This window comes from Arthrobacter tumbae, from assembly GCF_016907495.1.
Taxonomy (GTDB): domain Bacteria; phylum Actinomycetota; class Actinomycetes; order Actinomycetales; family Micrococcaceae; genus Arthrobacter_D; species Arthrobacter_D tumbae.
This window is the reverse complement of the sequence record NZ_JAFBCC010000001.1, coordinates 1,626,225-1,652,848: the sequence shown is the minus strand read 5'-3', so window position 1 is coordinate 1,652,848 and position 26,624 is coordinate 1,626,225. Positions and strand designations below refer to the sequence as shown.

Here is a 26,624-nt window from a genome sequence, read left to right as displayed (position 1 = left end):
AAGCATAACGGAGCGGCGCCAAAAACACCTAAACGGGACGGCTGCTGCATACGCCGCAACTTTGCGGCGTATGGGAACGTTGGATGTAATCGACGGGGCAACATGCCCGGTTAAGGCCATTTAGGGGACGCCCCAGTAGTATCGACAGAAGACAGCAGCGACCCGGTATGCCTCCGCGCGCTTTCGTGCGGGCACATTCGGGCAGCAAAAGACGCAGGTGAGGAGGTAGGCATGGGCATTCTGGATAATGTCGAGCGCGGACTCGAGAAGATGGTCCGTGGTGCCTTCTCCACCGGTTCCCGATCCCAGGTGCAACCGGTGGAGATCGCCAGTGCGCTGCGCCGAGAGCTGGACAACAAGTCGCTCACGCTGGCACAGGGCCGCACCCTCGCACCGAATGTTTTCACCGCCCGGCTATCGGATCCGGACTTCGCGCTCGCCCAGGAGTGGGGAGCCCCGCTCGCAGAGGAACTGTGCGACGTCGTCATCAAGCACGTCAACAGCCAGAACTACACTCTTCAGGGCTCGGTTCGGGTCTCCTTCACCCGCGATTCCAACCTGAAGCCGGGTACCTTCGAGATCGACTCCGCCACCGAGAAGCAGGCTGCGCAGCGCCGGTCCGCTCCCAGCGTCCCAAGCCGCCAGCCCACCCGCTACCAGCCCGTCCTGGAGCTCGACGGCCAGCGCTACTCGCTGAACGCCGGGTCCGTGCTGCTGGGCCGCTCATCGGAAGCGGACATCCTCGTCGATGACACCGGCGTGTCCCGCCGTCACCTCGAAATCCACACGGGCCAGGGCCAGTCCCGCGCTGTTGACCTCGGCTCGACGAACGGCAGCTACGTGAACGGGCAACGCGTACAGGGAGAGGCCGACCTGTCGGACGGCTCAGTGATCACCATGGGCCGCACCCGCATGACTTTCCGACTTGTACCCGTGCAGAACGGCGGCCGCCAGGCATGAGTGATCTGACCGTAACGCTGTTGAGGTACGGGTTCCTGCTCCTGATCTGGATCCTCGTTCTCAGTGTCGTCAGTGCACTGCGGCGGGATCTCGTTGTCGGACGGCGCAACCGGACCGGGTCCCCAACGGCCCGCGAAGCCCGCAGGCATCCGGAGCTGGTTGAGGAACCACCGGCCAAGGCGCAGGCCCGCCGCCTGGTTGTCACGGAAGGCCCCCTCAAAGGAACCGCTCTTGACCTGGCCTCCAGCCCCATCCTGCTGGGACGTGCACAGGAGGCCACACTGGTCCTCGAGGACGACTACGCGTCCGGTCGCCATGCCCGGCTTTTCCCACAGGGCAGCCGGTGGTTCATCGAAGATCTCGGATCCACCAACGGAACCTACCTCGCGGGCAACCAGCTGACCCGCGCGCTGCCGGTGGAACCCGGTGTACCAGTTCGGATCGGTAAGACGGTCATCGAATTGAGGCCATAGTCCATGGCCCTGGTTTTCCGGTTCGCCGCCCGCTCAGATGTGGGAAAGGTCCGCGCAAAGAATGACGATTCCGCCTACGCCGGCCGTTACCTCGCCGTCGTAGCCGACGGCATGGGCGGGCATGCAGGCGGCAATATCGCCTCAGCGTCGACAGTCCTGGATCTGGTGCACCTTGACCGCAAGGACTACGACGGCGACGCCGGCACCCACCTGGCCGATGAAATCCAGACGGCCAACTCGCTCCTGTCCGAACTGGTCAGCACCAACCCGCAGCTTGCGGGCATGGGAACAACCGTCACGGCCATGCTTCTCAACGGCGAGAAGATCTCCTTCGCCCACATCGGTGATTCGCGTGCCTATCGGCTGAAGGACGACGTTTTCGAGCAAATCAGTGTCGATCACACCTTCGTGCAACGGCTCATCGAGGAGGGCAGGCTCAAGCCGGAGGAAGCGGAGGTTCATCCGCACAAGAATGTGCTGATGCGTGTCCTCGGCGATGTCGATGCCAGCCCGGAACTCGATCTGACTACCTTCGATGCCGAGCCGGGTGAGCGGTGGCTGCTGTGCTCGGACGGACTGAATGCCGTGCTGGATGATGCGACCGTTGAACGGGTCATCCGGGAGACGCGGGATCTCTCAGCATGCGTCAACACGCTTGTCGACCTGACGCTGGCCGGCGGGTCGCCGGACAACATCACCATCGTGGTGGTTGACGTGGATACCGCCACGCCTGAAGATTTGCGCACGGCCGCGCTCACCGCCCTCCCGCCCGCGAGGGAAGCGGCCGGGGAGAAGGACAGCGATGTCCCCGCTGATGACGCGACACCAGGTGTCGCTATCAGGGCAGATGTTATCCGGGAAGACCTGTCATCCCGCCCGCATACCCTGGTGGGTTCGGCAGCGCTGGCTACTGAAACCGGTCAGATTCCGATCGTCACGCAGCGCTCCACCGAACGCCGCGCTGCCATGATGCTGACCCACAAGGCACCACCTGCCGACGCAGCGGACGACGACGGGACTGAGGATGGCCCTGCGCCCCGCCGCCGGCGCTGGCTGCTGCCGGCCGCACTTGCCTTGATGGCGCTGATTCTTGCCGCCGTTCTCTCACTGGGATACGTCTGGACCCAGACGCGCTACTACGTCGCGGCCTTTGACAACAGAGTGGCCATCTACAACGGTGTTGCACAGACACTCGGGCCGATTCCACTGAGCCACGTCGACCAGACAACCGACATTCCCGTCTCCAGCCTTCCGGAGTTCCAGCGCAACCGCCTGGAGAACACTCTTGCGGCAAGTGATCTCCGACATGCACAGGACATCGTTGAAGACCTGCGCCAGTCACTGCGGGCGTTGCCCTGCCCACCGGAAAGCGACCCGAGCCCGTCCGCGAGCCCGTCACCCACAGGTTCAGCCTCACCCGAGACTGCATCACCCGAGCCATCAGCCTCGGCCAGCCCAACAGCAGAACCGAGTGCAAGTGCTCCTGACAGCCCCAGCGCCACCGCCGAAGCGAGTCCCAGCGCCTCCGCAAGTGCCAATGCCGCACCAGGCGAAGCTGCCTCCTGCGGAGGGAGAGTCCAATGAGTGAAGTACTTACCGTCCCGAGGTCCCGCCGTAACGTCGAGGCGCTCCTCCTCATCGTCGCACTGACGGTAGCGATCGGCGCCAACTGGCTTGTTGGTCTGGACAAAGAAAACCCCTTCGACTCGGCCTTCTGGCTGCAGGGCGGAACGCTCGCTGCGCTGGCGTTGATCTTTCACATCCTTCTTCGTTTCCGCGCGAAGTATGCAGATCCTGTAATACTTCCCATCGTGATAGCACTCAATGGAATCGGTCTGGCCATGATCTACCGGCTGGATCTTGCCCTTCCCGCTGATGGCCAACCTGTAGCACCGAGCCAGTTCCTCTGGACAACGGTGGCTATGGGCGCATCCATAGCCACGCTCCTGGTCATCCGGGATCACCGGATCCTGCGTCGATTCACCTACATCTCGCTTATTGTGAGCGCCGTTCTGCTGATGCTTCCGCTCACGCCGCTGGGCGTCGAAATCAACGGAGCCCGTATCTGGATCAACGTGGGGGTGGGTACCTTCCAGCCCGGCGAGGTCGCCAAGATCACCCTCGCTATATTCTTTGCAGGGTATCTATCCACCAATCGAGACCTCATCCTGCTGGCCGGGAAGAAGTTGGGACCCCTGCAGCTCCCGCGCTTCCGTGACCTGGCGCCCATGGTGGCTGCCTGGCTTGTCAGCATCGGTGTCCTGATCTTCCAGCGTGACCTCGGCTCCTCCATCCTGTTCTTCGGCCTGTTCATGGCCATGATCTACGTCGCCACCTCGCGGGTCAGCTGGGTGCTGATCGGACTCGCGATGATCGCCGTCGGCGGTTATGCCGCCCTTCAGTTGTTCAGCCATGTCGCCCTGCGCATCGACAGCTGGATCAATGCGTTTGAACCGGAGGTCTTCAACCGGAATCCCGGTGGGAGCGGTCAGGTTGTCCAGGGGTTGTTCGGCTTGGCCAACGGCGGCCTTGTCGGAACCGGGCTCGGTCAGGGCCGGCCGGACCTCGTGACCTATGCAAACAGCGACATGATCATCACCGCCCTCGGCGAGGAGCTCGGCCTCATCGGACTATTCGCCATCGTGCTGCTCTATATCCTGCTCATCTCGCGCGGTTTCCGAGCGGCTCTAGGTACCCGTGACGGGTTCGGCAAGCTGCTCGCCTGCGGCTTGTCATTCACCATCGCACTGCAATGCTTCGTGGTCATCGGGGGAGTCACACGGCTCATCCCGCTCACTGGACTCACCACGCCCTTCATGTCCGCCGGGGGTTCTTCCCTGCTGGCGAACTGGATCATCGTCGCCCTGCTCCTGCTCATCTCGGAGACGGCCCGGCGGCCGGCAGTGAAGGGCCCGGTCCGCGAAACATTCCCCGAAGGCAAGCAGAACCGGAACACTCCGGCAACGGATACTACGCGGGAGGTCAGCGCATGAACCAGGCCATCCGACGCTCGTGGATCGTGGCCATAAGCATGTTTGCGCTCGTCCTCGGATCCCTGACCTACGTCCAGTTCTTCGAGGCCAATGCGTTGGAGAACAACGACTGGAATACGCGGCAAATCCTGCAGGACTATGGAAAGAACCGGGGCGCAATTCTGGTGGACGGACGTCCGATTGCCGAATCCGTGCCCTCAAACGACCAGTTCAACTACCAGCGCGTCTACAACCAACCGGAAATGTATGCGCACCTCACCGGATTCTTTTCGTTGGTGAACGGGTCCACCCAGCTTGAGAACGTCATGAATGAGGACCTATCCGGCAGTAGCGACGATCTCTTTATCGATCAGATGATCCGCCTGTTCTCGGGCGCGCAGGCACAGGGCGCCTCCGTAGAGCTGACGATCGACCCGCAGTTGCAGCAGATGGCGTGGGAGATGATCCCTGAAGGGCAGACCGGATCGATCGTTGTCATGGAACCGGCCACCGGAAACGTGCTCGCGATGGCATCGAAGCCGTCCTATGATCCCAATCTGCTCGCCGCTCATGACACCTCAGTGGTTGTGCAGAACATCGAGCAGCTCGCGCAGGTTCCTGGTTTGTCCATCTATTTCAACCCTGCAACGCAGTCACTTGTCGCTCCCGGATCAGTCTTCAAACTGGTGGTGGCGGCCGCCGCTCTTGAAACCGGTCAGTTCGATGCGGAGTCCACCATCCCCAATCCGCCGGTGCTTGACCTTCCAGGCACCGACGTCGGGCTGCCGAACTTCACCACCGGCGGATGCGCGACGCGTGACACCGCAGATCTGGAGTTCGCGCTGGAGCAGTCCTGCAACACTCCGTTTGCCCAGATGGCGTGGGATCTCGGTGAGCAAGCGGTGCTCGAGCAGGCTCAGGAGTTCGGCTTCGGTGAGCGCTTCTTCATCCCGGTCGAGGTCGCTGCCAGCCAATTCCCCACCGAACTCAGCGAAGCCCAGCTCGCGCAGTCAGCCATCGGGCAGTTCAGCGTCGCCGTGACACCCCTCCAGATGGCAATGGTGAGCGCGGCGATCGCCAATGACGGTGTGCTGATGAAGCCTAATCTCGTGAAAGCCGTCCGGGCACCGGACCTCTCGATTATCGACGAACCCGAGCCGGAGGTTTTCCGGGAATCCCTCAGCGCGGACAATGCCAACCAGATCACTGAGTGGATGGTCAACGTGGTGGAGAACGGTACCGCGCGCAGTGCCGCAGTCCCCGGCGTGGAAGTGGCCGGCAAAACCGGCACCGCGGAGGTCCCCGAGCAGGGCGATAATGCCTGGTTCACCGGCTTCGCACCTGCTGACGACCCCGAAGTAGTGGTTTCCATCGTCATGCAGGACGTCGACATTGCGACGGGTGCCCAGTTGACAAGTCCAAACGCTAAGAGACTCATAGAGGCGGTGTTGAATAGGTGAGGCCTACTTCAGGTATCACATTAGGCGGCAGGTTCCAGCTGACTGATCGCATCGCCATCGGTGGCATGGGTGAAGTCTGGAAGGCCCGTGACCAGGTGCTCGGACGCATCGTGGCCATCAAGATTCTGAAGGAGGAATACACGGGCGATCCCGGGTTCCTCAATCGGTTCCGTGCTGAAGCCCGCCACACCGCCCTGCTGAACCACGAGGGCATTGCCAACGTCTTCGATTACGGCGAAGAGGGCGGCTCGGCCTACCTCGTCATGGAGCTCGTCCCGGGTCAGCCCCTGTCCACCATCATTGAGCGCGAGCACATCCTGTCTCCGGACAGGGCACTGTCCATCATCGGCCAGACTGCTACGGCCCTCAGTGTCGCGCACCGTCAAGGTCTTGTGCACCGGGACGTCAAGCCCGGAAATCTGTTGATCATGCCGGACGGCCGCGTGAAGATCACTGACTTCGGCATCGCGCGCCTTGCTGATCAGGTTCCACTGACCGCCACCGGACAGGTCATGGGCACCGCCCAGTACCTGGCCCCTGAGCAGGCAACCGGCCAGCAGGCAACCGGCTCCAGCGATATTTATGCACTGGGCGTGATCGGGTACGAGCTGCTCGCCGGACGGCGGCCGTTCTCGGGTGAGTCGCAGATCGCAATCGCCCTCGCCCAGGTCAATGATGCTCCGCCTGACCTGCCCGAAACTATCCCACACGCGGTTCGTGCACTGATCGCCAGCATGCTGGCCAAGGACCCGGCGGACCGTCCGGCGAACGCCGAAGCCCTTGCCGAGGCCGTCGCCGCCATCCGCCGCAACGATATTCGTGCGGCGGAGTCCGCCGTTCCCGGCATGCTGCTGTTCACCGACTCCACCGGTCCGCTCACCACTCCGGTTCCGGCGCCAACCAGTGCCACCCGGGCCGTTCCCGCTCCGACGACGTCGGCCCTGCCTACCGTTGCGGGCGCCGGGGCAGTTGCAGCGTCGCGGGAATGGACCGAGGAAGACATCGACGAGGAGCCGCCGCGTCAGGAAGAGTCGCGCGGGCGCAGTCCCTGGCTGATTGCTCTGATCATCCTGCTTGTGTTGGCAGCTCTCACTCTTGCAGGCTTCCTGCTCGCTCCGCTGCTGGCCGGGGACCAGGACGAACCGGCCCCCGCGCCGACCAGCTCCTCGGCATCCCCGACGCCATCTGAAAGTGAAACCCCGACGCCGACGCCGGAAGAAACCACTCCGGAACCCACCACCCCTGCACCAACCACACCGGAAGCTATCGTGGTGGATGCCGCCACCTATCAGGGGCGTCCCATTGACGTGGTCGTAGCCGAGCTCAACAATCTCGGGTTCTCCGTGGACCAGCAGCCGGAGGTTACGGACGAGTTCGCCCCCGGGACGGTCCTGACCCTGAACCCCGTCGGCCCGCTGGCGCCGGGATCACAGATTACGGTCACCTTCGCTGAAGCACCAGAGACGTTGACCATTCCATCGGGTCTTGAAGGAGCCACCGAGGAAGAACTGCAGCAGGCCCTCGCCGATTTGGGCCTCAGCGCCGTCCGTTCCAGCTCTGAGGCTTCCGAGGAGGAAGCCGGCACCGTTCTGTCTGTCGATCCGGCGGAGGGAACCGAGGTGGAGCCCGGCAGCACGGTTCGATACGTCGTCTCCTTGGGCCCCGAAGAGACCGCTCCCCCGGCGATCGGGCCTGGCCAGACGCCGCCGGGCCAGGACCAGCCCTAGGAAGCATGTGAGGGGGCACCAGGTGAGCAGCGAAAGAGTCCTCAACGGACGTTACGAGATGGGTGAACTGATCGGCCGTGGGGGCATGGCCGACGTTCACCTTGGCCGTGACGTCCGGCTCGGTCGTACCGTGGCCATTAAGGTGTTGCGGCGGGACCTTGCGCGGGATCCGCTGTTCCAGTCCCGTTTCCGCCGTGAAGCGCAGGCTGTAGCTGGCCTGAACCACCCCACGATCGTGTCCGTGTACGACACCGGTGAGGAGGAGATCGAGGGCCAGCACCATGACGAGGTCCGTGTCCCTTTCATCGTCATGGAATTCGTCGCCGGGCTGACCCTCCGCGATCTCCTCAAGCGCGGCGAGCTGACCCCTGAGACTTCTGTCGACTACATGCTGGGTGTTCTCTCCGCGCTCGAGTACAGCCACCGTGCAGGAATCGTGCACCGGGACATCAAGCCCGCCAATGTCATGATCACTCCGGAGGGTCAGGTGAAGGTCATGGACTTCGGCATTGCGCGGGCCATCGCGGATTCCGCCGCCACCATGACCCAGACCCAGGCGGTCATCGGCACCGCCCAGTATCTTTCACCTGAGCAGGCGCGCGGAGAAACGGTGGATGCGCGCAGCGATCTGTACTCGGCGGGTTGCCTGCTGTATGAACTGCTCACCGGAAGGCCTCCGTTCGTGGGCGACAGTCCGGTGTCTGTCGCCTATCAGCACGTCCGTGAAATTCCCGTGCCTGCCCGGGAACTCGATGCGAGCATTCCGGCGGAGATCGAGTCGGTTCTCTCCATCTCGCTGGAAAAGGACCGCGCCCGGCGCTTCCAGAGCGCAGCCGACTTCCGGGCTGCCCTACGGGATGCGCGCAAGGGCATCCGGCCAGGCGTACCGGCAGCTCCTACGGAAGCAATCGCCGCCGTTCCAACACGAACCGACGACGACGCCCCGCAGACAAGAGCCATGGCCAAGGTTCTCGCGGGCGGAAGCATCGCAGCCGATTCACTGGTGGAGGAGGAGGAAACCGGTTCGCTTCCCGTGGCGCATGCTGCGCGGAACCGCCGGGACGTCGAGGACCGGCGTCGAACACGCCGCCGCGGGTGGATCGCGGTGCTGTTGGTGCTGCTGGCACTGCTGCTGTCTGCCGGCGGTGTAGCACTTTTCGGAATCCTCAACTCGCAACCGGAGGAGCCCGTTCTCACCTCCGTTCCCGCGGTTGACTCAATGACTGAAACGGAGGCGAGCAATGCTTTGACCGCCGTCGGTCTCCGACCGCAGGTGGAACGTACATTCCATGATGAGGTCGAGTCAGGCTTTGCTATTGCCACTGATCCCGAGGCCGGCGGCGAGGTCGAGCCGGATTCACTGGTGACGCTGCGGATTTCCAAGGGACCGGCGAACCGCGCTATACCGGAGGACATCTTCCAGATGACCGAATCGTCCGCGCGGGATGCCCTCGAATCGGTAGGTCTGCGGGGCGGCAGCGTAAGCGAAGCGAACAGCGCAACCGTTCCTGCAGGGCGGGTAATCGAGACTGAACCGGCACTCGGTTCATCCGTTCCCGCCGATTCCGAAGTGAATCTGGTGCTCTCTACCGGGCTGGTGACCGTCCCGCGGCTCACCTCTTTGCCGAGGGATGAAGCGGTGGCCCTGCTGGAGGACCCCGCCCGCGCCTTGGTGCCGCGCATTGAGGAGGAACCGAACGCCGTCGTCGAACCCGGTCTGGTGGTAAGGCAGGAACCCGCTGCGAACACGAATATCGCGCCCGGAACCGAAGTTGTTATCTATGTCGCTACCGAACCGGAAGAGGAAGAAGAGCCTCCTCCACCAACAACCCCGGCCCCCACGTCGAGCGCTCCAGCCGAAGAGGAAGAGTCCGGCAACGAGGGTCGCGGGCGAGGGCAGGGGCAGGGGCAGGGAAACAGTGGCGTCGTGGGGGACGTGTTGGAGGGCTTAGGACCCTGACTGCTGGTGGATCAGCGGGCTGAGCGTGGCTGAGCGCGCTGCGGCGCCGTTCAGACCAGCCTGCTCCAGCCAGTTTCCCAGCATCCGGTAGCCGCCCTCGGTCAGCACGGACTCCGGGTGGAACTGCACTCCGCACAGCGGAGCGGAACGATGCTCCAGGCCCATGATCACGCCACTGGCCGTCCGCGCCGTCACACGCAGCTCAGCGGGAACGTCCCCGACAGCCGCCAGCGAGTGGTAGCGGGTGGCCGTCAGTGGTGATTGCAGGCCTTCGAAGACGTTGGTGGAGTCATGTTCGACCAGGGACGTCTTGCCGTGCATCAGCTCGGGAGCATGCGTAACTGATCCGCCATAGGCCTCTGCCAGTGCCTGGTGACCAAGGCACACTCCGAGCATCGGCTTGCTGTTCGCGCCGCACCACTTGATCAGGTCGATGCAGACCCCCGCCTCCGCCGGCGCACCCGGACCGGGAGAGATGAGGACGGCGTCCCGCACTTCCGCAAGTGCAACAGCCTCGGCCAGCGTCACGTCATCGTTCCGGACGACGGTGGTCTCCGCACCGAGTTCCTGCAGATAACCGACCAGTGTGTACACGAAGCTGTCGTAGTTGTCGACGACCAGAATGCGGGTAGGGCTGCTCATGATCACGTGCCAATCGTTGAATCGGTCAGGGGACTGAACTGGGAGAGCCAGGGGAAGACCCAGCTCACGAGGACGGCCAGCGCTGCCACGATGAGCAGAATCGCCCAGATGATCCGCAGCCAGAAAGGCCCCGGCAGGTGGCGGAATAGAAACGCGTACATCAGGCGGCTCCTTCCGCGACTTCGGCTACCTGCGCGGCAATCTCCTCCGGCGGTCCGTCCCCCAGTGACTGGAACGATTCCATCACTGCGTAGGCGATGATCCGCTCCTGGGCGCCGAAGCGCGGATTGCAGCTGGTGAGGGTAAGGATCCGTTCCTCGGGTTCAACGCCCGGCTGCGTAGGTACGGGCGCGAGAACATCGACGCGGTCGGGCAGCACAATCTGGGTATTGCGATAGACGTAGGAGTAATAGCCGTCCTGCGTCTGCACGTAGATGCGGTCGCCGGGCACGAGGGTATGAATGTTGTCCAGCACAGCACCATTTGTCTGCCGGTGGCCTGCGAGTGCGAAATTACCGACGGCGCCCGGCATTCCGGTCTCCGGATAGTGCCCTAAACCGAGGTTGTCGAGAACCGCCGTCGTCACGCCGCCGGTGACCGGTCGGGTATAGCCGTCCCCGAACCGCGGGATGTAGATGACGGCGAACGTCTCACCCGCCGCCTTCGTCTCCAGTACGGGAATCTCATCAGGTGATGGAACTTCGGGCTCCCCCCCAGGACGATCTGCGACAGACTCCTCTGGGAGGTCCGCGAAGAATTCCTCCACCGCCTGGCCCTGCTTTGCGTTTGATTGGACGTTTGTCCACCACAGTTGCCATGCCACGAACAAGAGGAGGATCACGCCGGCTGTGATGAGCAGCTCACCGATCACCTGAGCCGACATCTCCAGCAGACTACGACGACGACGGCTGGCGGGCGCGCGCCGGGAACGGTCACGGCGGGCCACCGCGATGCCGCCGCCGAGGTTGCTCAATCCTTCTCCCTGCCTACGAATATGATGTCGGGCGTCGCAGCAGCGGTTCATTAGCTAGAATGGGCAGCTAGAACCGCGCCGATGACATAGGTCCTTTCTCAGGATAACCGGTGTCGCCGCCGCGTTCCGAGCTGTATGACCGCAAACACAGCGGCTGGACGCCCAGCCGCCGTCTAGGAGGATCCGTGCCCGAGTCGAAGTCCCGCAAGAAGCAGGTCGAGCCGAAAACGCGCGCCGCTGCGGAACCGAAGCCGAACCCGGTCTGGTACAAGCCGGTGATGTTCGGGCTGATGGTGGTCGGCCTGCTGTGGATTCTGGTCTACTACATCTCTGAGGGACGCTTCCCGATTCCGGGTATCGACTCCTGGAACATCCTGATCGGCTTCGGAGTCGCTATTGCCGGGTTCCTGATGACAACCCGCTGGCGGTAGGTCTTCCGCCGGTTCACCCGAGGGAAGCAAGCCCGAAGACTGATGCGGCGATTCCGAAGCCCATCACGCCAATAGCAGTTTCCATGACCGTCCAGGTCTTGAAAGTCGTCTTCACATCCATGTCGAAGAACCGGCCGACCAACCAGAATCCGGAGTCATTGACATGGCTGGCCACAACGGATCCGGCGGCCACCGCAATGACGAGGGCAGCGAGCTGCAGACCGTTGTAGTCCGAGGATGCAATGGCGGGGCTGATCAATCCAGCCGCTGTGGTCAGCGCAACCGTCGCTGAACCCTGTGCAATACGGAGAATGGCCGCGATCAGGAATCCCGCGAGGATGACCGGGATCCCGAGGTTGCCGAGCGCACCCTCAAGTGCCGATCCGATGCCGGAGGAGCGAAGTACACCGCCGAACATGCCGCCGGCGCCGGTGATGAGGATGACCGAGCAGACCGGCCCCAGCGATGATTCGAGGACCTTCTCCAATGCAGACTTTTCAATACCTCGGCGCCGTCCCAGCACGTATGCCGCGACGAGCAGCGAGATCAGCAGTGCGACGGGCGTCTCACCCACGGTGCGCAGGACCTGGAACCAGACCTGATCCGAAGTTCCCTCCGGGAGTGCCCCTCCGACGTTCAGCGCGTTCAGGCCTGTGTTCAGGAAGATGAGGACCAGCGGCAGCAGTAGGATTCCAACGACGGTGCCGAAGGCCGGCGGATTACTCTCGTGTTCTTCATCGGCCTGGCCGAGGAGCGCTGGAATCGGCAGGACTATGCGCTTGCCCATCCATAGCCCGTAGAGGTAGCACGTGACGTACCAGGTCGGTATTGCAGCGATCAACCCGACCAGCACGACAAGCCCGATGTTGGCTCCGAAAAATTCGGAGGCTGCAACCGGCCCGGGATGCGGTGGAACGAAGATGTGCATGACAGAGAAGGCACCGGCGGCCGGCAGGCCATAGATCAGGACGCCGCCGCCCAGTCGCCGGGCAACTGAGAACACCACCGGCAGCATGACCACCAAACCGGCGTCGAAGAAGATCGGAAAGCCAAAAAGCAGCGAAGCGATGCCGAGAGCGAGTGGAGCCCTTTTCTCGCCGAACTTGCCGATCAGGTAGTCGGCGAGCACTTTCGCGCCGCCGCTTGTTTCGACCAGGCGGCCCAGCATTGCTCCGAGGCCGACGAGCAGCGCCACCGTCGCCAAAGTGGAACCGAATCCGCTCGTCAGTACGGGAACCACCTGATCAGCTGGTATTCCGGTTGCGAATGCCGTGAGCAAACTGACCAGAATCAGCGCTACAAACGCATGAATGCGCAGTTTGATAATGAGGAGCAGCAGCACCGCAATTGCGGCCGCGGCGATGAGCAGGAGCGGACCAGCGCCAAGCGTCTGAGTCCAGCCTTCAATGAGCATGAATTACTTCTCCGTTAATTTCTTTGGTTCTCAGGCGGTCGGGCCCAGCTCGGCCATGATGCGATCCGTGACTTCCGCGGGCGTGCCGACATTGTCGACAGTGAGCCCGCGTTCGTTCTCCTGGAGTATTTCGAGGGTGTTGACCTGCGATGGCAACAGTGATTCAGGCATGAAGTGGCCGGTCCGTGTCTTCATGCGCGAGCGGATGAGTTCAACATCGCCGAGCAGGTGAACAAACCGGACGTCACCGTCGGCAGCGGCCAGCACATCGCGGTAACTCCTCCGCAACGCCGAACACGTCACGATGGTGGATTCTCCACTGGCGCTCTTCTCGCTGATCCATCGCGCGATCGAGTCCAGCCAGGGCTTGCGATCCTCATCCGTCAGAGCAATACCCTGGGTCATTTTGGTGATGTTCTCACGGGAATGAAATTCGTCCGCTTCGGCATAGATCCAGCCCAGACGCTCCGCCAGTGCCGTGGCGATCGTCGTCTTGCCTGATCCTGACACGCCCATGATCACCAGATGCATTCGTGATTTCACGCTAACTCCTCGACTTCCTTGTCGCTCGCGCCTCCTGTGACGCAACGCTCAATTTACTCGACCATAAAGGTAGCACCTTTGATGGACCGAAAGATACTACCTTTGAATTGCCGCCTTCCCGGCTTATCCTGATCCCACCCCTACCTCGGAAAGGTTTCTCAGTGGCGCTGTCCTCGAAAGGCCCCGCACCGGTGGCCGCCGTCATGTACAGCAGCATCATCGAGGAGCTGGGACGCAGCATAGTCAGCGGTGAGCTGCAACCGGGTGAACGCCTGACAATCGAAGCATTACAGGAGCGGTTTGGAGTCTCACGAACCGTGATTCGCGACTGCATGCGCATTCTCGAATCGATGAACCTCGTGTTCAGCAAACGCCGCGTCGGAATAGTGGTGCAGTCACCCCGCCACTGGAACGTGTACGACGCGCGGATCATCCGCTGGCGCCTGGAAGGAACCTCCCGCGCAAAACAGTTCAAGAGTCTGACGGAACTGCGCTGTGCGGTCGAGCCGCTCGCTGCGGCAGGAGCAGCGCGCAACGCCACTCAGGAGCAGCGCGCCGTCGTCGTCGACCTTGCCCAACAGCTGCGCATACTCGGCGAGGCCGGCCGTCTTGACGAGTTTCTTGCTGCGGATGTGGAATTCCATGCACTGCTCCTGCTCGCCAGCGGTAATGAGATGTTCTCCGCACTCGACGGCGTTGTCACTGAAGTCCTGCGTGGCAGGACTAACCAGGGATTAATGCCCCGCAAACCCCGTGAGCACGCGCTCGCCAGCCACGAAGCCGTCGCAGCAGCGATCGCCGAGGCCGACCCTGGCGCGGCTGAGACAGCGATGCGGAACCTACTCGCCGAAGTACGGCAAGCAATTACGTAGCCGTACACAGGTTGTGCACTGAGTTATCCACAGCTGTGTGTAACTTGGGCGGATTCATCAGTCCGTTCCGTGTAAACCTTGGGATTGCTTATCCACAGCTGTGGAATTACATGTGTGTAAGTTTTCCCCACTGGGGATAAGCCCTGTGGAAAACTACGCCGGAAAAGCAACCAGGCTCGCGCCGACGAAGGTCAGCGCCAACAGCACGACGGTCAGCACCGCCAACCCGGACCATTGGATCAGGGAGCGCTTCGGACTCCGCGGTGTATAGGCGATGATGGCCGCGGCAGCGCTTCCGGCCAGCAGACCGCCGAGGTGGGCCTGCCAGGAGATCCCCGCAACCACAAAGCCGAGAACGGTATTAATGGCGATGAGCACAACCAGTTGCCGTACATCCCCACCACGTCGCCTCTGCACGATGAGCATGGCTCCGAAAAGCCCGAAAACTGCTCCTGATGCTCCGACGACGCCCTGCAGTGGGTTGGTCAAGAGCAGTACAGCAACCGATCCGCCGAAAGCAGCGATCAGATAGAGGGCAAGAAACCTTGCCCGTCCCAGCAGGGGTTCAAGAGCCTGCCCGATGATCCAGAGCGCGTACATGTTGAATCCGATATGGAGCAGGAATCCTGTGGAATGGAGGAACGCGGCGGTGATCATGCGCCAAGGTTCCGGGGTGACGATGCCCGAGGTGTAGATACCCGCGTATGCCAGTGCGTCGGTCACGCCGGGGATGGCAAGTTGGGCAAGGAACAGCGCCACGCAGGCACCAATGAGCGAGAAGGTCACCAGCGGCCGCCCCTGCCGCACTGTTCCGCCGAAGATGGTGCGCGTGGCCGGAGTCTGGCGCTGCGCTTCACGCACGCAGTCGACGCACTGGATCCCGACGGCCGCCGGACGCTGGCATTCCGGGCAGGCGGGCCTGCCACATCGTTGACACCGCACATAGCTCACCCGGTCCGGGTGGCGCGGGCACACGGGAACGTCCTCATCCGGCCGGCCGGCCGGGATTCCATAGGTCATGAGCCGCTAGGCCTGCTCGATGCTGATGCTGTTGATCACGACGTCTTCGAGAGGCTTGTCGCGTCCATCGGTGGCGATCGAGTTGAGCTGGTCCACGATGGCGCGTGACGACTCGTCCTTGACCTCTCCAAAAATGGTGTGCTTACCCTGCAGCCAGGTGGTCGGAACCGACGTGATGAAGAACTGCGAGCCGTTGGTTCCGCGGCCATTCTGCAGACCGGCGTTCGCCATTGCCAGCTTGTAGGGCGCGGTGAAGTCCAGATCGGGATTGATTTCATCGTCGAACTTGTAGCCCGGACCGCCAATACCCTGTCCCAGGGGATCGCCACCCTGGATCATGAAGTCCTTGATGACGCGGTGGAAGATGGTGCCGTCGTAGAGCGGTGCGTTGGTTTCCTCACCCGTGCTCGGGTGGGTCCACTTGATCTCACCGGTAGCAAGACCCGTGAAGTTCTTGACCGTCTTGGGGGCGTGGTTGCCGTAAAGCTCCACCTTGATGTCCCCGAGGCTGGTATGGATGGTTGCGTGTGCAGTAGCAATAGCTGTCATGCCATTCATTCTTTCACGCACGTCGGCGGTATCTCCTGGAACAACCTCGTTCCGCGCACAGTGAAAATACTGTGAAACAAACCTCCGGATAGCATGGACCTCGGGATAGCACGTAGGCTGACTGACAACAGTCACTATCCACGGGAGGTAGTTGTGAAGAAATCCGAAAGCGTTGTCCGCAGCCTTGAGAACAACGTTCTGATGGGCGTCGGCACGGCGCGGGATTGGGCCGCTCCGCGAGTGGATGCCGCGAGAGGATGGGTGGCGCCGCGTATCGAACGGGGAATCGAAACGGCCTCGCCCAAGATCCAGCAGAGCATCAACCGCGCAGCACAGGGTCTGTCTGACGGCGTCGCCGTCGTCACCCCCCGAATCCAGGAGAGCCTGGACCGCGTAGGCCCGCGGATCAACCAGTTTGTCGACGGCACGGCCCCGCGCATCCAGGGCACCCTGGACCGCGCAACTCCGGCTCTCAACCAGGCTCGTGACCGCGTGGTGGGCGAGTACATCCCGGCAGTGTCGCACCGGCTTGGCGACGCCGCTGATTCAGCGTCGCGCACGCTGGCAGCTGCGACCATCCCGGCCGGCGTTGCCGGTGTTGTCACCAAGGTGACCGGTGACAAGAAGGCCGTGAAGAAGTACCAGAAGGCAGCCGTTGTCGCCGCGCAGCGCGCCGCGAAAGACCTCAAGCGAAGCAAGCAGCGCAAAAGCGGCAAGGGCTGGCTCATTGCCGGCATCATCGCCGCAGCCGTAACAGCCGGAATCGCGGTCTGGCGCGCATCACAGCCTGTGGAAGATCCCTGGAAGACCCCGGCTCCGGTCGAACCGACGCCGGTTGCGGACATCGCACACAATGACGATGCCAAGCAGGCTGTGAACGACATCAAGGAAGCTGCTGACCGAGCAGCTGAAAAGACCAACCCTGACGCCGGCGCACCGAAGGGGCCCGCCGTCTAGTTGCCTCTCAATCCGCTGACAGCGGGAAAGATCCACCCATTGGAGGATCTTTCCCGCTTTTTTCATGTCCGGGGCCAGAGCCTCCCCGGCTGGTGATAGATTTACGGCCGTGCACCCCGCGAAGCCGTCCGTGTCGATAGTCATCCCGGCGTACAACGAAGAAAGCGTCATCCGCCAGTGCCTCATTGCGGCTATCTACCAGTCCATGCCGGCTTATGAGATTCTGGTGGTCGATAACCGCTCCACCGACCACACCGCAGACATCGTCCGCCAGATGCAGCTGGAGTACCCTGAGAGCCCAATTCACCTGCTGGAGCAGAACGACCGGCAGGGTCTCATACCAACGAGAAACTTCGGTCTGAACCACGCGACAGGTGATGTACTGGGCCGAATCGATGCGGATTCAGTGCTCGAGCCGGACTGGGTCGAAACGGTGCAGGCGGGCTTCAGCGATCCGACCGTCGCCGCTGCGACCGGACCTGTTGTTTACTACGACATGCCGATGCGGCGGTGGGGGCTGAAAGCGGATGACAAGATGCGCCAACTCGTACTCAAGCTCGCGCGCAACCAGTACCACTTCTTATTCGGCTCCAACATGGCGCTTCGCAGCACGGCCTGGGAACAGATCCGGAACTACACCTGTCTTGATGAGTTGGATGAGATGCATGAGGACATAGACCTCTCTCTGCATCTTGCGGAACAGGAGCTCATCATCCGCTACATCCCCGCCATGGTCAGCGGGATGTCAGCCCGGCGTCTCGAGAATTCGCCCAAGGACTACCGTTACTACGTCACGAGGTTCGACCGCACTTACCGGGCTCACCAGATTGACAAGAAGGTTCTCAAGATTCCGATGCTGATCTTCATGTCGATCTACTACCCCGCGAAGGTGTTGCGTGCGGTGCACACCGCGCGGGCTGCCCGCACTACAGCGACCAACCGCTAGGCACCACTTAACAGGGAAAGGCTCCAGCCTCTCGGCTGGAGCCTTTCCCTTTCGGTGGAGGCACGGGGACTCGAACCCCGAACCCCCTGCTTGCAAAGCAGGTGCGCTACCAATTGCGCCATGCCCCCGTAAAACGGAACCTGATCAGTATACCCCGACCAACTGGTGAAGTTTTACTCGACCGGATCCGTCGCGCTACTCCACACTTCCTTGTCTTTCTCGGACTCCTGCCACCGTTTGTAGGCGAGAACCCCTGCAACAGCAGCTGCCGCTACCAGCAACTTCTTCACAGTGCTCCTCCTTGCAGTTACCTGCCGGTTTCAGAATCCGTGGGCGTACCAGGACTTGAACCTGGGACCTCTTCGTTATCAGCGAAGCGCTCTAACCGCCTGAGCTATACGCCCCCGCACCTCATCGGGCCGAGATACGACTTTACAGTAGGCCCTCAGCGATCCACAAATTGAGAACCTGGCCCCGATCACCGACCGATCAGTCGTCTGTGAGCGTCACTCCGATTCCACCTACGAGGGTGGATGAGATGTTGTAGAGAACCGCCGAGAGCATGGCCAGAGCGGTCAGGAGAACCACATTCACCACGGCGATGATGGTGGCGAAAGACACAACCTGACCCAGCGACGCGAACTGGCGCAGGTCGAAGCCAGCGCCTTCTGATCCAGCGATCTCTCCGAGAAGTTGATTCACCCGGTCGAAGATTCCCGTCAGGTCGAGCACCGTCCAGATCACGATTGCAGCCACCACGGTGACAATCCCCAGCGCTACGGAAAGGAGGAATGACATCTTCAGGACCGACCAGGGGTCGATCTTGCTGACCAGCAGCCGCGCTTTACGCGCCTTGGCCTTCGGTGCGGGCTTCACAAGCCCGGGACGGTTACCCGCGGGCCTTGCGGCAGACGAAGCAGGGCGCTGGGGTGGGCGCGCAGGCGGGTTCACCCGAGGTCCTCCGCCCGACGACCGCACGGCGCTGCCCGCAGTCGCGCGCGGATTTGAGTTGGCAGAACTCACTCGGAACCTCCAATATCGCTTGACTCAGCCTCCGGCCCAGCCGTTTCTTCTGACGACAACGGTACTTCATCCGGCGCATCCAGCGCAGACTCGGCTTCGTCCACACCCATCACAGGAACTTCCTCATCCACCGTGAGCCCTCGTTCGGTGTTGCGGGCGACGGCGATGATCCGGTCCGCCTTATCCGGCTTCGCGAAGATGACGCCCATGGTGTCGCGGCCCTTCGCCGGCACGCCGACCACCGCCGACCGCACCACCTTACCGCCGCCCATGACCACCAGGACCTCATCCTCTTCCTGCACAATGAGAGCGCCAACCAAATCACCGCGCACGTCGGCGAGCTTCGCCACCTTGATACCCAGGCCGCCGCGGCCCTGCACACGGTACTCATCCACTTTGGTCCGTTTCGCGAAGCCGCCCTCGGTCACGATGAACACGTAGGAGTCGTCGCTGACGACGTTGGCCGCCAGCAGCTCGTCATCCTCCCGGAACTTCATGCCCGTCACTCCGGAGGTAGCCCTGCCCATGGGCCGCAAAGCCTCATCAGTAGCACTGAAGCGAAGCGATTGCCCCTTCCGGGAGACGAGCATCATGTCATCGGTCTCAGAGACCAACTGGGCCGACACCAGCTCATCACCGTCACGCAGGTTGATGGCGATGACGCCCGCTGAACGGTTGGTGTCATAGTCCTCGAGGCGCGTCTTCTTGACCAGGCCGCGTTTGGTTGCGAGCACCAGGTAGGGAGATTGCTGGTAATCCCGCAGGTCGAGCACCTGGGCGATGGTCTCGTCGGGCTGGAAGGCAAGCAGGTTCGCCACGTGCTGGCCCTTGGCGTCGCGTGCCGCTTCCACAAGCTCATATGCCTTCGCCCGGTAGACGCGGCCAAGGTTGGTGAAGAACAGCAGCCAGTGGTGCGTGGTGGTAACGAAGAAGTGCTCGACGACGTCGTCGCCGCGCAGCTGCGCCCCGCGGATACCCTTGCCGCCGCGGGCCTGCTGACGGTAGTTATCGCTTCGGGTCCGCTTGACGTAACCTCCGCGGGTGATGGTGACCACCATTTCCTCTTCGGGAATGAGGTCTTCCATGCTCATGTCACCGTCGTACCCCATGAGGATCTCGGTGCGGCGGTCATCACCATGCTTGTCTACAATTTCCTGCAGCTCAGTCGAGACAATCTCACGCTGCTGTACCTCGGAGGCAAGAATCTTCTTGTACTCGGTGATTTCGGATTCGAGCTTGGCATGCTGATCCTGGATCTTCTGCCTCTCCAAAGCGGCGAGCCGCCGCAGCTGCATGTCCAGAATTGCCTGGGCCTGAACCTCATCGATCTCCAGCAGGCCCATCAGCCCATTGCGTGCATCCTCTACCGTCGAGGATCTCCGGATGAGGGCGATCACGTCATCGAGGGCGTCGAGTGCCTTGAGCAGTCCACGCAGGATATGTGCGGCCTCTTCAGCCTTGCGGAGACGGTACCGGGTCCTGCGGACAATGACTTCGAGCTGGTGCGTGACCCAGTGGCGGATGAACGCATCAAGGCTCAGGGTGCGCGGCACCTCATCGACGATGGCGAGCATATTGGCGCTGAAATTATCCTGCAGCTGAGTGTGCTTGTAGAGGTTGTTCAGCACGACCTTGGCTACGGCATCACGCTTGAGGACAATGACCAGGCGCTGGCCCGTGCGCCCCGAGGTCTCATCCCGGAGGTCGGCTATCCCCGAAACCTTCCCGTCCTTGACGAGATCAGCGATCTTGATGGCCAGATTGTCCGGATTGGCCTGGTAGGGCAACTCGGTGACAACCAGGCAGGTCCGGCCCTGAATCTCCTCGACGTTGACCACGGCACGCATGGTGATTGAACCACGGCCTGTCCGGTACGCATCTTCAATGCCCTTGTGGCCGAGGATCTGTGCACCCGTGGGGAAGTCTGGCCCTTTGATGCGCTGGATGAGCGACTCAAGCAGCTCTTCCTTGCTTGCGGTCGGATTCTGGAGGTACCACTGCACACCGTCCGCAACCTCGCGCAGGTTGTGCGGCGGGATGTTGGTGGCCATGCCGACGGCAATACCGGAGGAACCGTTAACCAGAAGGTTGGGGAAGCGTGACGGCAGGATGGTCGGTTCCTGGTTTTTTCCGTCATAGTTGTCCTGGAAGTCGACGGTCTCTTCGTCGATATCGCGGACCATCTCCATCGCCAGGGGCGCCATCTTCGTCTCGGTATACCGGGGCGCGGCCGCACCGTCGTTTCCCGGCGATCCGAAGTTTCCCTGGCCAAGGGCCAGTGGATACCTCATGGTCCAGTCCTGAATGAGCCGGACCAACGCATCATAGATAGCGCTGTCACCGTGCGGGTGGTACTGGCCCATGACTTCACCGACAACACGCGCGCACTTGTTGAAGGAGCGGTCAGGGCGGTAGCCGCCGTCGAACATCGCATACAGGACGCGGCGGTGGACGGGCTTCAGACCGTCACGCACGTCGGGCAGTGCGCGGCCGACAATGACCGCCATCGCGTAGTCCAGGTAGGACCGCTGCATCTCTGTCTGCAGGTCCACCTGCTCGATGCGGTCCGTCAGCACTGCGCCTTCAAGAGGCGTCCCGTCGCTCGGAACCTCAGGCGTTACTTCGTCACTCATCTAGTTCGTTCCATTCGTGGATGCGTGTCAGGAACCGGATCACAAGATAACTGCGTGCCCCGGCCGGGTCTGCTCGAATTCGGTCAGATGTCGAGGAACCGTACGTCTTTGGCGTTCTGCTGGATGAAGTTGCGGCGTGACTCGACATCCTCACCCATCAGGACGGAGAAGATCTGGTCGGCTGCGGCGGCATCATCCATGGTGACCTGCAGGAGGGTGCGGTGGTCGGGATCCATGGTGGTTTCCCACAGCTCCGTGTAGTCCATCTCACCGAGGCCCTTGTAGCGCTGGATCCCGTTCTCCTTGGGGAGCCGCTGGTTGTTGGCCAGGCCCATTTTGATGGTTTCATCCCGCTCGCGGTCGCTATACACATAGGAATGAGCCGCGTTGGACCACTTGATGCGGTAAAGCGGCGGCTGTGCCAGATATACATAGCCGTTCTCAATAAGCGGTCGCATGTAGCGGAAGAGCAGCGTGAGCAGCAGCGTGGTGATGTGCTGACCGTCAACGTCGGCATCTGCCATCAGGACTATCTTGTGGTAGCGGGCCTTCTCGACGTTGAAATCCTCACCGATACCGGCTCCGAAAGCGGTGATCATCGCCTGGACTTCGGTGTTGCTCAACGCGCGGTCAAGCCGGGCCCGCTCCACGTTCAGGATCTTTCCGCGCAGCGGAAGGATGGCCTGTGTTTCCGGATTGCGGCCGCGGACGGCCGAACCGCCGGCGGAGTCACCCTCAACTATGTAGATTTCGGACTTCGACGGGTCCTTCGACTGGCAGTCCTTGAGTTTGCCCGGCATACCGCCGGACTCGAGCAGGCCCTTGCGCCGGGTGGATTCGCGGGCCTTGCGCGCAGCCAGCCGCGCCTGGGCTGCCTGGATGGACTTGCGGATGACGTCGCGGGCGGGGCCGGGATTGCGCTCGAGCCAGTCACCCAGTTGGTCAGTGACCACGCGCTGCACAAATCCCTTGGCTTCGGAGTTGCCGAGCTTGGTCTTGGTCTGTCCTTCGAACTGTGGTTCAGAGAGTTTTACGGAGATGACGGCGGTGAGTCCCTCGCGGATGTCGTCACCCGTGAGGTTGTCATCCTTTTCCTTGATGATGTTCTTCTCGCGCGCATAACGGTTGATCAGCGACGTCATTGCTGCGCGGAAACCCTCCTCGTGGGTTCCACCCTCGTGTGTGTTGATGGTGTTCGCGTAGGTGTGAACGCTTTCGGAATACGCCGTTGTCCACTGCATTGCCACTTCCACGGCGATGGACCGGTCCGAATCCTCAGTCTCGAACGCGATCACGTCTTCGTGAATGATGTCTACGCGCTTCGATGAGTTCAGGTGCTTGACGTAGTCCAGCAAACCATTCTCGTAGAGGTACTCCACATGGCGGTGTTTGTTCTCTTCGGCCTTTTCAGCCTCGGCGTGGGCGGCGTCCGTAATCTCCTCGGTCTCCACCTCAGGCACGCGCTCATCCACAAGGCTGATCCTCAGGCCCTTGTTCAGGAAGGCCATCTGCTGGAAACGCGCCCGCAACGTCTCAAAATCGAACTCAACCGATTCGAAGATGGATGCATCCGGATAGAACGTCTGGGTGGTTCCGGTCTCAGTGGTTTCCGCACCCTTGTCGAGCTGTCCGACCGGCTTTCCGCCGTCCTCGAAGGACTGCCTCCAGATGTGACCCTGACGCTTGATTTCCGTGTTGACGCGGGAGGAAAGCGCGTTCACCACTGAGATGCCAACTCCATGGAGACCACCGGAAACGGCATACCCTCCACCGCCGAATTTTCCGCCTGCGTGCAGGATGGTCATGACTACTTCAACGGTGGGTTTGCCCTCGGTGGGATGCATATCAACCGGAATACCACGGCCATTGTCGATGACCCGTACACCGCCGTCAGCAAGCAGTGTGACCTTGATGTGATCGCAGTACCCAGCGAGCGCCTCATCCACAGAGTTATCCACAACCTCGTAGACGAGGTGGTGCAGACCGCGCGGACCAGTGGATCCGATGTACATACCGGGCCGCTTGCGAACCGCTTCGAGTCCCTCAAGGACCGTGATGTCACTTGCGCCGTAACCTTTGGGTGCGCCGGCGCCGGTCTCCGGCATTCCGGCAGATTCCAGTTCGTTGTCGTTAGCCACGGACGCTGTCGACTCCTCGTTGTCCTAATGTTGCCCGGTCTCAGAATGAAGGCATCCCCAAAAGGAATGCCTGCACCTATTATTCTACCGTGCAGCGACCGACAACGGCGCCTCAATTGCCTCCTAACGCCGAATAAACCGCTATTTAAGCTCTCAGCGGGGGGTCTTGTGGGGGCGTATACGTCCGCTGGGGTCCACTCGGCGCTGCACCCCGCTCATCAGGCGATCCGCCGGCAACTGGTCAAGGGTTAGCCGTAAGTATCCCTGGGCCCACGACCCGGAACCGATCGGCCGCCTTTTCTCCATGACGGAGCAGACGGCCCGACGATCTTCATGGCCGTCACAACACCGGTGCCCAATTCGTGTTCGAAGCGCCGGAGCAGGTCCGGGCTGATCAACCTGAGCTGCGTTGCCCAGGCTGTGGAATCGCACCGCACGAAAACCGTTGTCTCGTGGAAACTCTCAGGCGTGCAGTGGCTGGCGATCTCCTGTCCGACCAGTTCCTCCCACCGCGCCATCACCGACCCGACAGCTACCGGCGAATTCCAGCCCCGCTCGCTGAGCAGCCGCCCGAACACCGCACCGACTCCCTGTGGATCCCTGCCGGTGTAGGACTCCTGGCCTCTGGTCCGCGGGGCACCGGGCCCAGTACGACGACGGCGCGCGGCCGGCGCGCGAACATCACCGCGCGCTACGGAAGCGTCACGGAGTCGGTTCAGGAGCAGCCGCGGCGCATCCTGGCCAGGAGTGCCCCCGGCATCGCCCGAAAGGGGCGTGCCGGCGTCGTCGTTGGGGGTTGTCTTCCCTGCGCCCGGCGCTCCGAGATCATCCTCAGGCCGGGACTTCACTGAAGCCTCCAGGCACTACCTCGAACTGGCGGCCCTTCAACGCGGCCGGCACATCCTCTCCGACCGCGGCGGTAACAAGGACCTGTTCCGCACCGATGACCACGGACGCCAATCGCTCACGGCGGTTCGTATCCAGTTCAGCAAATACGTCATCGAGGATCAGGACGGGTGTGGATCCCGGTGTCTGATCGTCATCCGCGAGGAGATAATACGAGCCAAGTCGAAGCGCAAGCGCCATGGACCACGTTTCACCGTGCGAGGCGTACCCCTTGACCAGGGCGCGGCCGAGCATGAGCTCGACCTCATCGCGATGCGGGCCAACCAGCGAAATACCACGCTCGGTTTCGCGGCGCCGCTGCTTGGTGATGGCTGCCAGGAACCGTTCAGTGATGTGTTCAATGGAGAGGGTGCCGAGGTCTTCAGGTGTGGAGATCGACGTGCCGTCATCGTCGTCGGAAACCGGCCCGACCAGTGACGACCGGTAGGCGGCTGTTGCAATCTTCGAGCCGTCCGTCAACTCACGATAGGCCTTTTGTACGTGTGGCAACAGTCTGGTCAGAACGGCAAGGCGGGCGTGAAGAAGTTGCGAACCGACGGCCGCGAGATGCTGGTCCCACACTTCCAACGTGGCCTCGTGCGCGTCGGTAAGCCTGCGCCCCCGCAACGATTTGAGCAGTGCATTGCGCTGCTTCAGAACCCGTTCGTAGTCTGCGCGTGTACCGGCATGGTGGGGTACCAGCTGCACCATCAGATCATCCAGGAACCGCCGCCGGTTGGACGGATCGCCCTTGACGAGAGCGAGGTCTTCCGGCGCAAAGAGAACTGTCCGAAGTATTCCGGCGGCGTCCCGCGCCCGGACCGGGTTGGCTCGGTTGATGCGGGCGCGGTTGGCCCGTTCGCCGTTAATTTCCATTTCGACGCTGGTGGCTTGAGTTCCGCGGACCAAACGCCCACGAACCAGGGCACGCTCGGCATCGAAGGCGATCAGCGGCCTATCGGAGCTCACCCGATGGGACGAGAGTGACCCAAGGTAACCGATTGCCTCGACGATGTTGGTTTTTCCGACGCCGTTCGGTCCAACGAATACAGTCACTCCGGGTTCGAGGGCGACTTCAAGTTGCGAATAGCTACGGAAATCGGTCAGTGAGAGATGCTGGACGTACACCGCTGCTCAATCATTGTTCACTTGCGGGGCGGGCGCACGGCATGGCCGCCGAACTGGTTACGCAGAGCCGCAACCATCTTCAGGGACGGCGCATCCTCCTGCCTGGAGCTGAAGCGGGCAAACAGAGCAGCGGTGATAGCGGGCGCGGCCACTTCGTTGGCGATGGCCTGCTCAACCGTCCATCTGCCCTCACCCGAATCCTCCACATAAGCACCGACCTGGGTGAGTTTCGGGTCTTCCTCAAGCGCCTTTACCAAGAGGTCGAGCAGCCAGGATCGCACAACCGTGCCCTTCTGCCATGCGCGGAAGGTGCCGTGTACGTCCTTGATGATGTCTTTCGCCTCGAGCAGTTCATAGCCTTCGGCGTAGGCCTGCATCAGACCGTACTCAATCCCGTTGTGCACCATCTTCGCGTAGTGTCCGGCACCGGTGTCGCCCACATGGACGAAACTTTCTTCCCGGTCGCCGTCCGGACGCAGCGCATCGAAGACCGGCATCACCCGTTCAACGTCCGCGGCAGCTCCACCAACCATGAGCCCGTATCCGTTCTCAAGGCCCCATACGCCACCGGATACCCCACAATCGACAAAGGCAATACCCTGGTGAGCCAGCTGTTCGCTGTGTTCCTGATCGGTGCTGAATTTGGTGTTGCCGCCATCGATCACGAGGTCGCCCTCGGACAGCTTCTCTCCGAGTTCGGTAATGACCTGGTCGGTGATCTTCCCAGCCGGCACCATCACCCAGACCACCCGTGGAGCGGGGAGTGCGGCGATGAGCTCATCGACGCTTTCGGCATCGGACACGTCTGGATTCCGGTCATAACCCGTGACCTCTATGCCCCGGGAACGCAACCGTTCCCGCATGTTGTGTCCCATTTTTCCGAGTCCGATTAGGCCGATGTGCATAGTATCCTCCATG

At 62.0% G+C, this 26,624-nt stretch carries 25 protein-coding genes and 2 tRNA genes; 11 read left to right on the top strand and 16 right to left on the bottom strand.

Translation table 11 applies throughout. The features are described 5' to 3' along the window. Positions 1–231: 231 nt before the first annotated feature. From JOD47_RS07900 to pknB, 7 genes are read left to right on the top strand one after another with little or no spacing between them, the layout of a single operon-like run. Complete coding sequence (locus tag JOD47_RS07900) at positions 232–960, top strand: FHA domain-containing protein (protein WP_204533407.1); 729 nt, start codon at positions 232–234, stop codon at positions 958–960. Further along, complete coding sequence (locus tag JOD47_RS07895) at positions 957–1,433, top strand: FHA domain-containing protein FhaB/FipA (protein WP_204533406.1); 477 nt, start codon at positions 957–959, stop codon at positions 1,431–1,433. The genes JOD47_RS07900 and JOD47_RS07895 overlap by 4 nt, the downstream gene beginning before the upstream one ends. 3 nt (positions 1,434–1,436) lie before the next feature. Further along, the gene (locus JOD47_RS07890) at positions 1,437–3,017 is read left to right on the top strand and encodes a PP2C family protein-serine/threonine phosphatase (RefSeq protein WP_204533405.1); all 1,581 of its coding nucleotides are present in this window, start codon (positions 1,437–1,439) and stop codon (positions 3,015–3,017) included. Beyond that, positions 3,014–4,426, top strand: coding sequence for an FtsW/RodA/SpoVE family cell cycle protein (locus JOD47_RS07885; protein ID WP_204533403.1), 1,413 nt, complete (start codon positions 3,014–3,016; stop codon positions 4,424–4,426). The genes JOD47_RS07890 and JOD47_RS07885 overlap by 4 nt, the downstream gene beginning before the upstream one ends. Continuing rightward, positions 4,423–5,865 carry a peptidoglycan D,D-transpeptidase FtsI family protein gene (locus tag JOD47_RS07880; RefSeq protein ID WP_204533402.1) on the top strand — a complete coding sequence of 481 codons (1,443 nt, stop codon included), beginning with the start codon at positions 4,423–4,425 and terminating at the stop codon, positions 5,863–5,865. The genes JOD47_RS07885 and JOD47_RS07880 overlap by 4 nt, the downstream gene beginning before the upstream one ends. Continuing rightward, positions 5,862–7,592, top strand: coding sequence for a protein kinase domain-containing protein (locus JOD47_RS07875; RefSeq protein WP_204533401.1), 1,731 nt, complete (start codon positions 5,862–5,864; stop codon positions 7,590–7,592). The genes JOD47_RS07880 and JOD47_RS07875 overlap by 4 nt, the downstream gene beginning before the upstream one ends. A 22-nt stretch (positions 7,593–7,614) precedes the next feature. Further along, positions 7,615–9,552 carry a Stk1 family PASTA domain-containing Ser/Thr kinase gene (pknB, locus tag JOD47_RS07870; RefSeq protein WP_307836228.1) on the top strand — a complete coding sequence of 646 codons (1,938 nt, stop codon included), beginning with the start codon at positions 7,615–7,617 and terminating at the stop codon, positions 9,550–9,552. Here pknB and JOD47_RS07865 read toward each other — a convergent pair. Genes JOD47_RS07865 through JOD47_RS07855 form a run of 3 tightly spaced genes read right to left on the bottom strand, consistent with a single transcriptional unit; the run spans position 9,541 to position 11,077 of the window. Further along, positions 9,541–10,194, bottom strand: a complete 654-nt coding sequence (locus tag JOD47_RS07865) for an anthranilate synthase component II (protein WP_204533400.1) — start codon at positions 10,192–10,194, stop codon at positions 9,541–9,543. The two genes, pknB and JOD47_RS07865, sit on opposite strands and share 12 nt — an antisense overlap. A 2-nt stretch (positions 10,195–10,196) precedes the next feature. Continuing rightward, on the bottom strand, positions 10,197–10,355 hold the full coding sequence (locus JOD47_RS07860) for a hypothetical protein (RefSeq protein WP_204533399.1): 159 nt from the start codon (positions 10,353–10,355) through the stop codon (positions 10,197–10,199). After that, positions 10,355–11,077: a class E sortase gene (locus JOD47_RS07855; protein WP_239548401.1), complete on the bottom strand. Its 723-nt coding sequence runs from the start codon at positions 11,075–11,077 to the stop codon at positions 10,355–10,357. The genes JOD47_RS07860 and JOD47_RS07855 overlap by 1 nt, the downstream gene beginning before the upstream one ends. 275 nt (positions 11,078–11,352) lie before the next feature. Between JOD47_RS07855 and JOD47_RS07850 the strand changes: the two genes are divergently transcribed. Continuing rightward, positions 11,353–11,598 (top strand): cell division protein CrgA, encoded by a 246-nt coding sequence (locus JOD47_RS07850; protein WP_204533397.1) that lies wholly within the window; start codon positions 11,353–11,355, stop codon positions 11,596–11,598. A gap of 13 nt (positions 11,599–11,611) precedes the next feature. On the opposite strand, the gene JOD47_RS07845 is transcribed toward JOD47_RS07850, so the two are convergent. Next, entirely contained in the window at positions 11,612–13,012 is a 1,401-nt protein-coding gene (locus JOD47_RS07845) for a GntP family permease (RefSeq protein WP_204533395.1), read from the bottom strand. Between the two features lie 30 nt (positions 13,013–13,042). Continuing rightward, positions 13,043–13,555: a gluconokinase gene (locus JOD47_RS07840; RefSeq protein ID WP_307836227.1), complete on the bottom strand. Its 513-nt coding sequence runs from the start codon at positions 13,553–13,555 to the stop codon at positions 13,043–13,045. A gap of 161 nt (positions 13,556–13,716) precedes the next feature. Here JOD47_RS07840 and JOD47_RS07835 point away from each other — a divergent pair, with 161 nt between their 5' ends. Further along, positions 13,717–14,427: a FadR/GntR family transcriptional regulator gene (locus JOD47_RS07835; RefSeq protein ID WP_307836226.1), complete on the top strand. Its 711-nt coding sequence runs from the start codon at positions 13,717–13,719 to the stop codon at positions 14,425–14,427. 153 nt (positions 14,428–14,580) lie between these two features. On the opposite strand, the gene JOD47_RS07830 is transcribed toward JOD47_RS07835, so the two are convergent. Then, the gene (locus JOD47_RS07830) at positions 14,581–15,447 is read right to left on the bottom strand and encodes a rhomboid family intramembrane serine protease (RefSeq protein WP_204533394.1); all 867 of its coding nucleotides are present in this window, start codon (positions 15,445–15,447) and stop codon (positions 14,581–14,583) included. A 6-nt stretch (positions 15,448–15,453) separates the two neighbouring features. After that, positions 15,454–15,996, bottom strand: coding sequence for a peptidylprolyl isomerase (locus JOD47_RS07825; protein WP_204533393.1), 543 nt, complete (start codon positions 15,994–15,996; stop codon positions 15,454–15,456). A 153-nt stretch (positions 15,997–16,149) separates the two neighbouring features. Between JOD47_RS07825 and JOD47_RS07820 the strand changes: the two genes are divergently transcribed. Together JOD47_RS07820 and JOD47_RS07815 are read left to right on the top strand one after the other, a co-directional pair. Continuing rightward, positions 16,150–16,953 carry a hypothetical protein gene (locus JOD47_RS07820; RefSeq protein WP_204533392.1) on the top strand — a complete coding sequence of 268 codons (804 nt, stop codon included), beginning with the start codon at positions 16,150–16,152 and terminating at the stop codon, positions 16,951–16,953. A 109-nt stretch (positions 16,954–17,062) separates the two neighbouring features. Then, the gene (locus JOD47_RS07815) at positions 17,063–17,899 is read left to right on the top strand and encodes a glycosyltransferase family 2 protein (RefSeq protein ID WP_372432796.1); all 837 of its coding nucleotides are present in this window, start codon (positions 17,063–17,065) and stop codon (positions 17,897–17,899) included. Between the two features lie 55 nt (positions 17,900–17,954). On the opposite strand, the gene JOD47_RS07810 is transcribed toward JOD47_RS07815, so the two are convergent. From JOD47_RS07810 to gnd, 9 genes are all read right to left on the bottom strand, one after another. After that, positions 17,955–18,027 (bottom strand) — tRNA-Ala (locus tag JOD47_RS07810). Between the two features lie 45 nt (positions 18,028–18,072). Next, on the bottom strand, positions 18,073–18,189 hold the full coding sequence (locus JOD47_RS17490; protein ID WP_307836225.1) for a DLW-39 family protein: 117 nt from the start codon (positions 18,187–18,189) through the stop codon (positions 18,073–18,075). A gap of 40 nt (positions 18,190–18,229) precedes the next feature. Continuing rightward, positions 18,230–18,303: transfer RNA gene (locus JOD47_RS07805), tRNA-Ile, on the bottom strand. Between the two features lie 85 nt (positions 18,304–18,388). Continuing rightward, positions 18,389–18,922, bottom strand: coding sequence for a DUF3566 domain-containing protein (locus JOD47_RS07800; protein ID WP_204533390.1), 534 nt, complete (start codon positions 18,920–18,922; stop codon positions 18,389–18,391). Beyond that, on the bottom strand, positions 18,919–21,555 hold the full coding sequence (gyrA, locus tag JOD47_RS07795) for a DNA gyrase subunit A (protein ID WP_204533388.1): 2,637 nt from the start codon (positions 21,553–21,555) through the stop codon (positions 18,919–18,921). Before gyrA ends, JOD47_RS07800 begins: the two co-directional genes overlap by 4 nt. 83 nt (positions 21,556–21,638) lie before the next feature. Beyond that, positions 21,639–23,660 carry a DNA topoisomerase (ATP-hydrolyzing) subunit B gene (gyrB, locus tag JOD47_RS07790; RefSeq protein ID WP_204536526.1) on the bottom strand — a complete coding sequence of 674 codons (2,022 nt, stop codon included), beginning with the start codon at positions 23,658–23,660 and terminating at the stop codon, positions 21,639–21,641. Positions 23,661–23,941: 281 nt separating this feature from the next. Next, positions 23,942–24,418 carry a DciA family protein gene (locus tag JOD47_RS07785; protein WP_239548398.1) on the bottom strand — a complete coding sequence of 159 codons (477 nt, stop codon included), beginning with the start codon at positions 24,416–24,418 and terminating at the stop codon, positions 23,942–23,944. 106 nt (positions 24,419–24,524) lie between these two features. Next, positions 24,525–25,706, bottom strand: a complete 1,182-nt coding sequence (recF, locus tag JOD47_RS07780; RefSeq protein WP_204533385.1) for a DNA replication/repair protein RecF — start codon at positions 25,704–25,706, stop codon at positions 24,525–24,527. A 17-nt stretch (positions 25,707–25,723) separates the two neighbouring features. Next, complete coding sequence (gnd, locus tag JOD47_RS07775; protein ID WP_204533383.1) at positions 25,724–26,611, bottom strand: phosphogluconate dehydrogenase (NAD(+)-dependent, decarboxylating); 888 nt, start codon at positions 26,609–26,611, stop codon at positions 25,724–25,726. Positions 26,612–26,624: the final 13 nt, after the last annotated feature.

Excerpts from the sequence above, each read along its gene's own strand:
- JOD47_RS07895 (WP_204533406.1), top strand. The coding sequence starts at position 957 with ATGAGTGATCTGACCGTAACGCTGTTGAGGTACGGGTTCCTGCTCCTG.
- gnd (WP_204533383.1), bottom strand. The coding sequence starts at position 26,611 with ATGCACATCGGCCTAATCGGACTCGGAAAAATGGGACACAACATGCGG.
- JOD47_RS07830 (WP_204533394.1), bottom strand. The coding sequence starts at position 15,447 with ATGACCTATGGAATCCCGGCCGGCCGGCCGGATGAGGACGTTCCCGTG.
- JOD47_RS07865 (WP_204533400.1), bottom strand. The coding sequence starts at position 10,194 with ATGAGCAGCCCTACCCGCATTCTGGTCGTCGACAACTACGACAGCTTC.
- JOD47_RS07880 (WP_204533402.1), top strand. The coding sequence starts at position 4,423 with ATGAACCAGGCCATCCGACGCTCGTGGATCGTGGCCATAAGCATGTTT.
- JOD47_RS07900 (WP_204533407.1), top strand. The coding sequence starts at position 232 with ATGGGCATTCTGGATAATGTCGAGCGCGGACTCGAGAAGATGGTCCGT.
- JOD47_RS07845 (WP_204533395.1), bottom strand. The coding sequence starts at position 13,012 with ATGCTCATTGAAGGCTGGACTCAGACGCTTGGCGCTGGTCCGCTCCTG.
- JOD47_RS07885 (WP_204533403.1), top strand. The coding sequence starts at position 3,014 with ATGAGTGAAGTACTTACCGTCCCGAGGTCCCGCCGTAACGTCGAGGCG.
- JOD47_RS07890 (WP_204533405.1), top strand. The coding sequence starts at position 1,437 with ATGGCCCTGGTTTTCCGGTTCGCCGCCCGCTCAGATGTGGGAAAGGTC.
- JOD47_RS07860 (WP_204533399.1), bottom strand. The coding sequence starts at position 10,355 with ATGTACGCGTTTCTATTCCGCCACCTGCCGGGGCCTTTCTGGCTGCGG.
- gyrB (WP_204536526.1), bottom strand. The coding sequence starts at position 23,660 with ATGCCGGAGACCGGCGCCGGCGCACCCAAAGGTTACGGCGCAAGTGAC.
- JOD47_RS07825 (WP_204533393.1), bottom strand. The coding sequence starts at position 15,996 with ATGACAGCTATTGCTACTGCACACGCAACCATCCATACCAGCCTCGGG.
- JOD47_RS07855 (WP_239548401.1), bottom strand. The coding sequence starts at position 11,077 with ATGTCGGCTCAGGTGATCGGTGAGCTGCTCATCACAGCCGGCGTGATC.
- gyrA (WP_204533388.1), bottom strand. The coding sequence starts at position 21,555 with ATGAGTGACGAAGTAACGCCTGAGGTTCCGAGCGACGGGACGCCTCTT.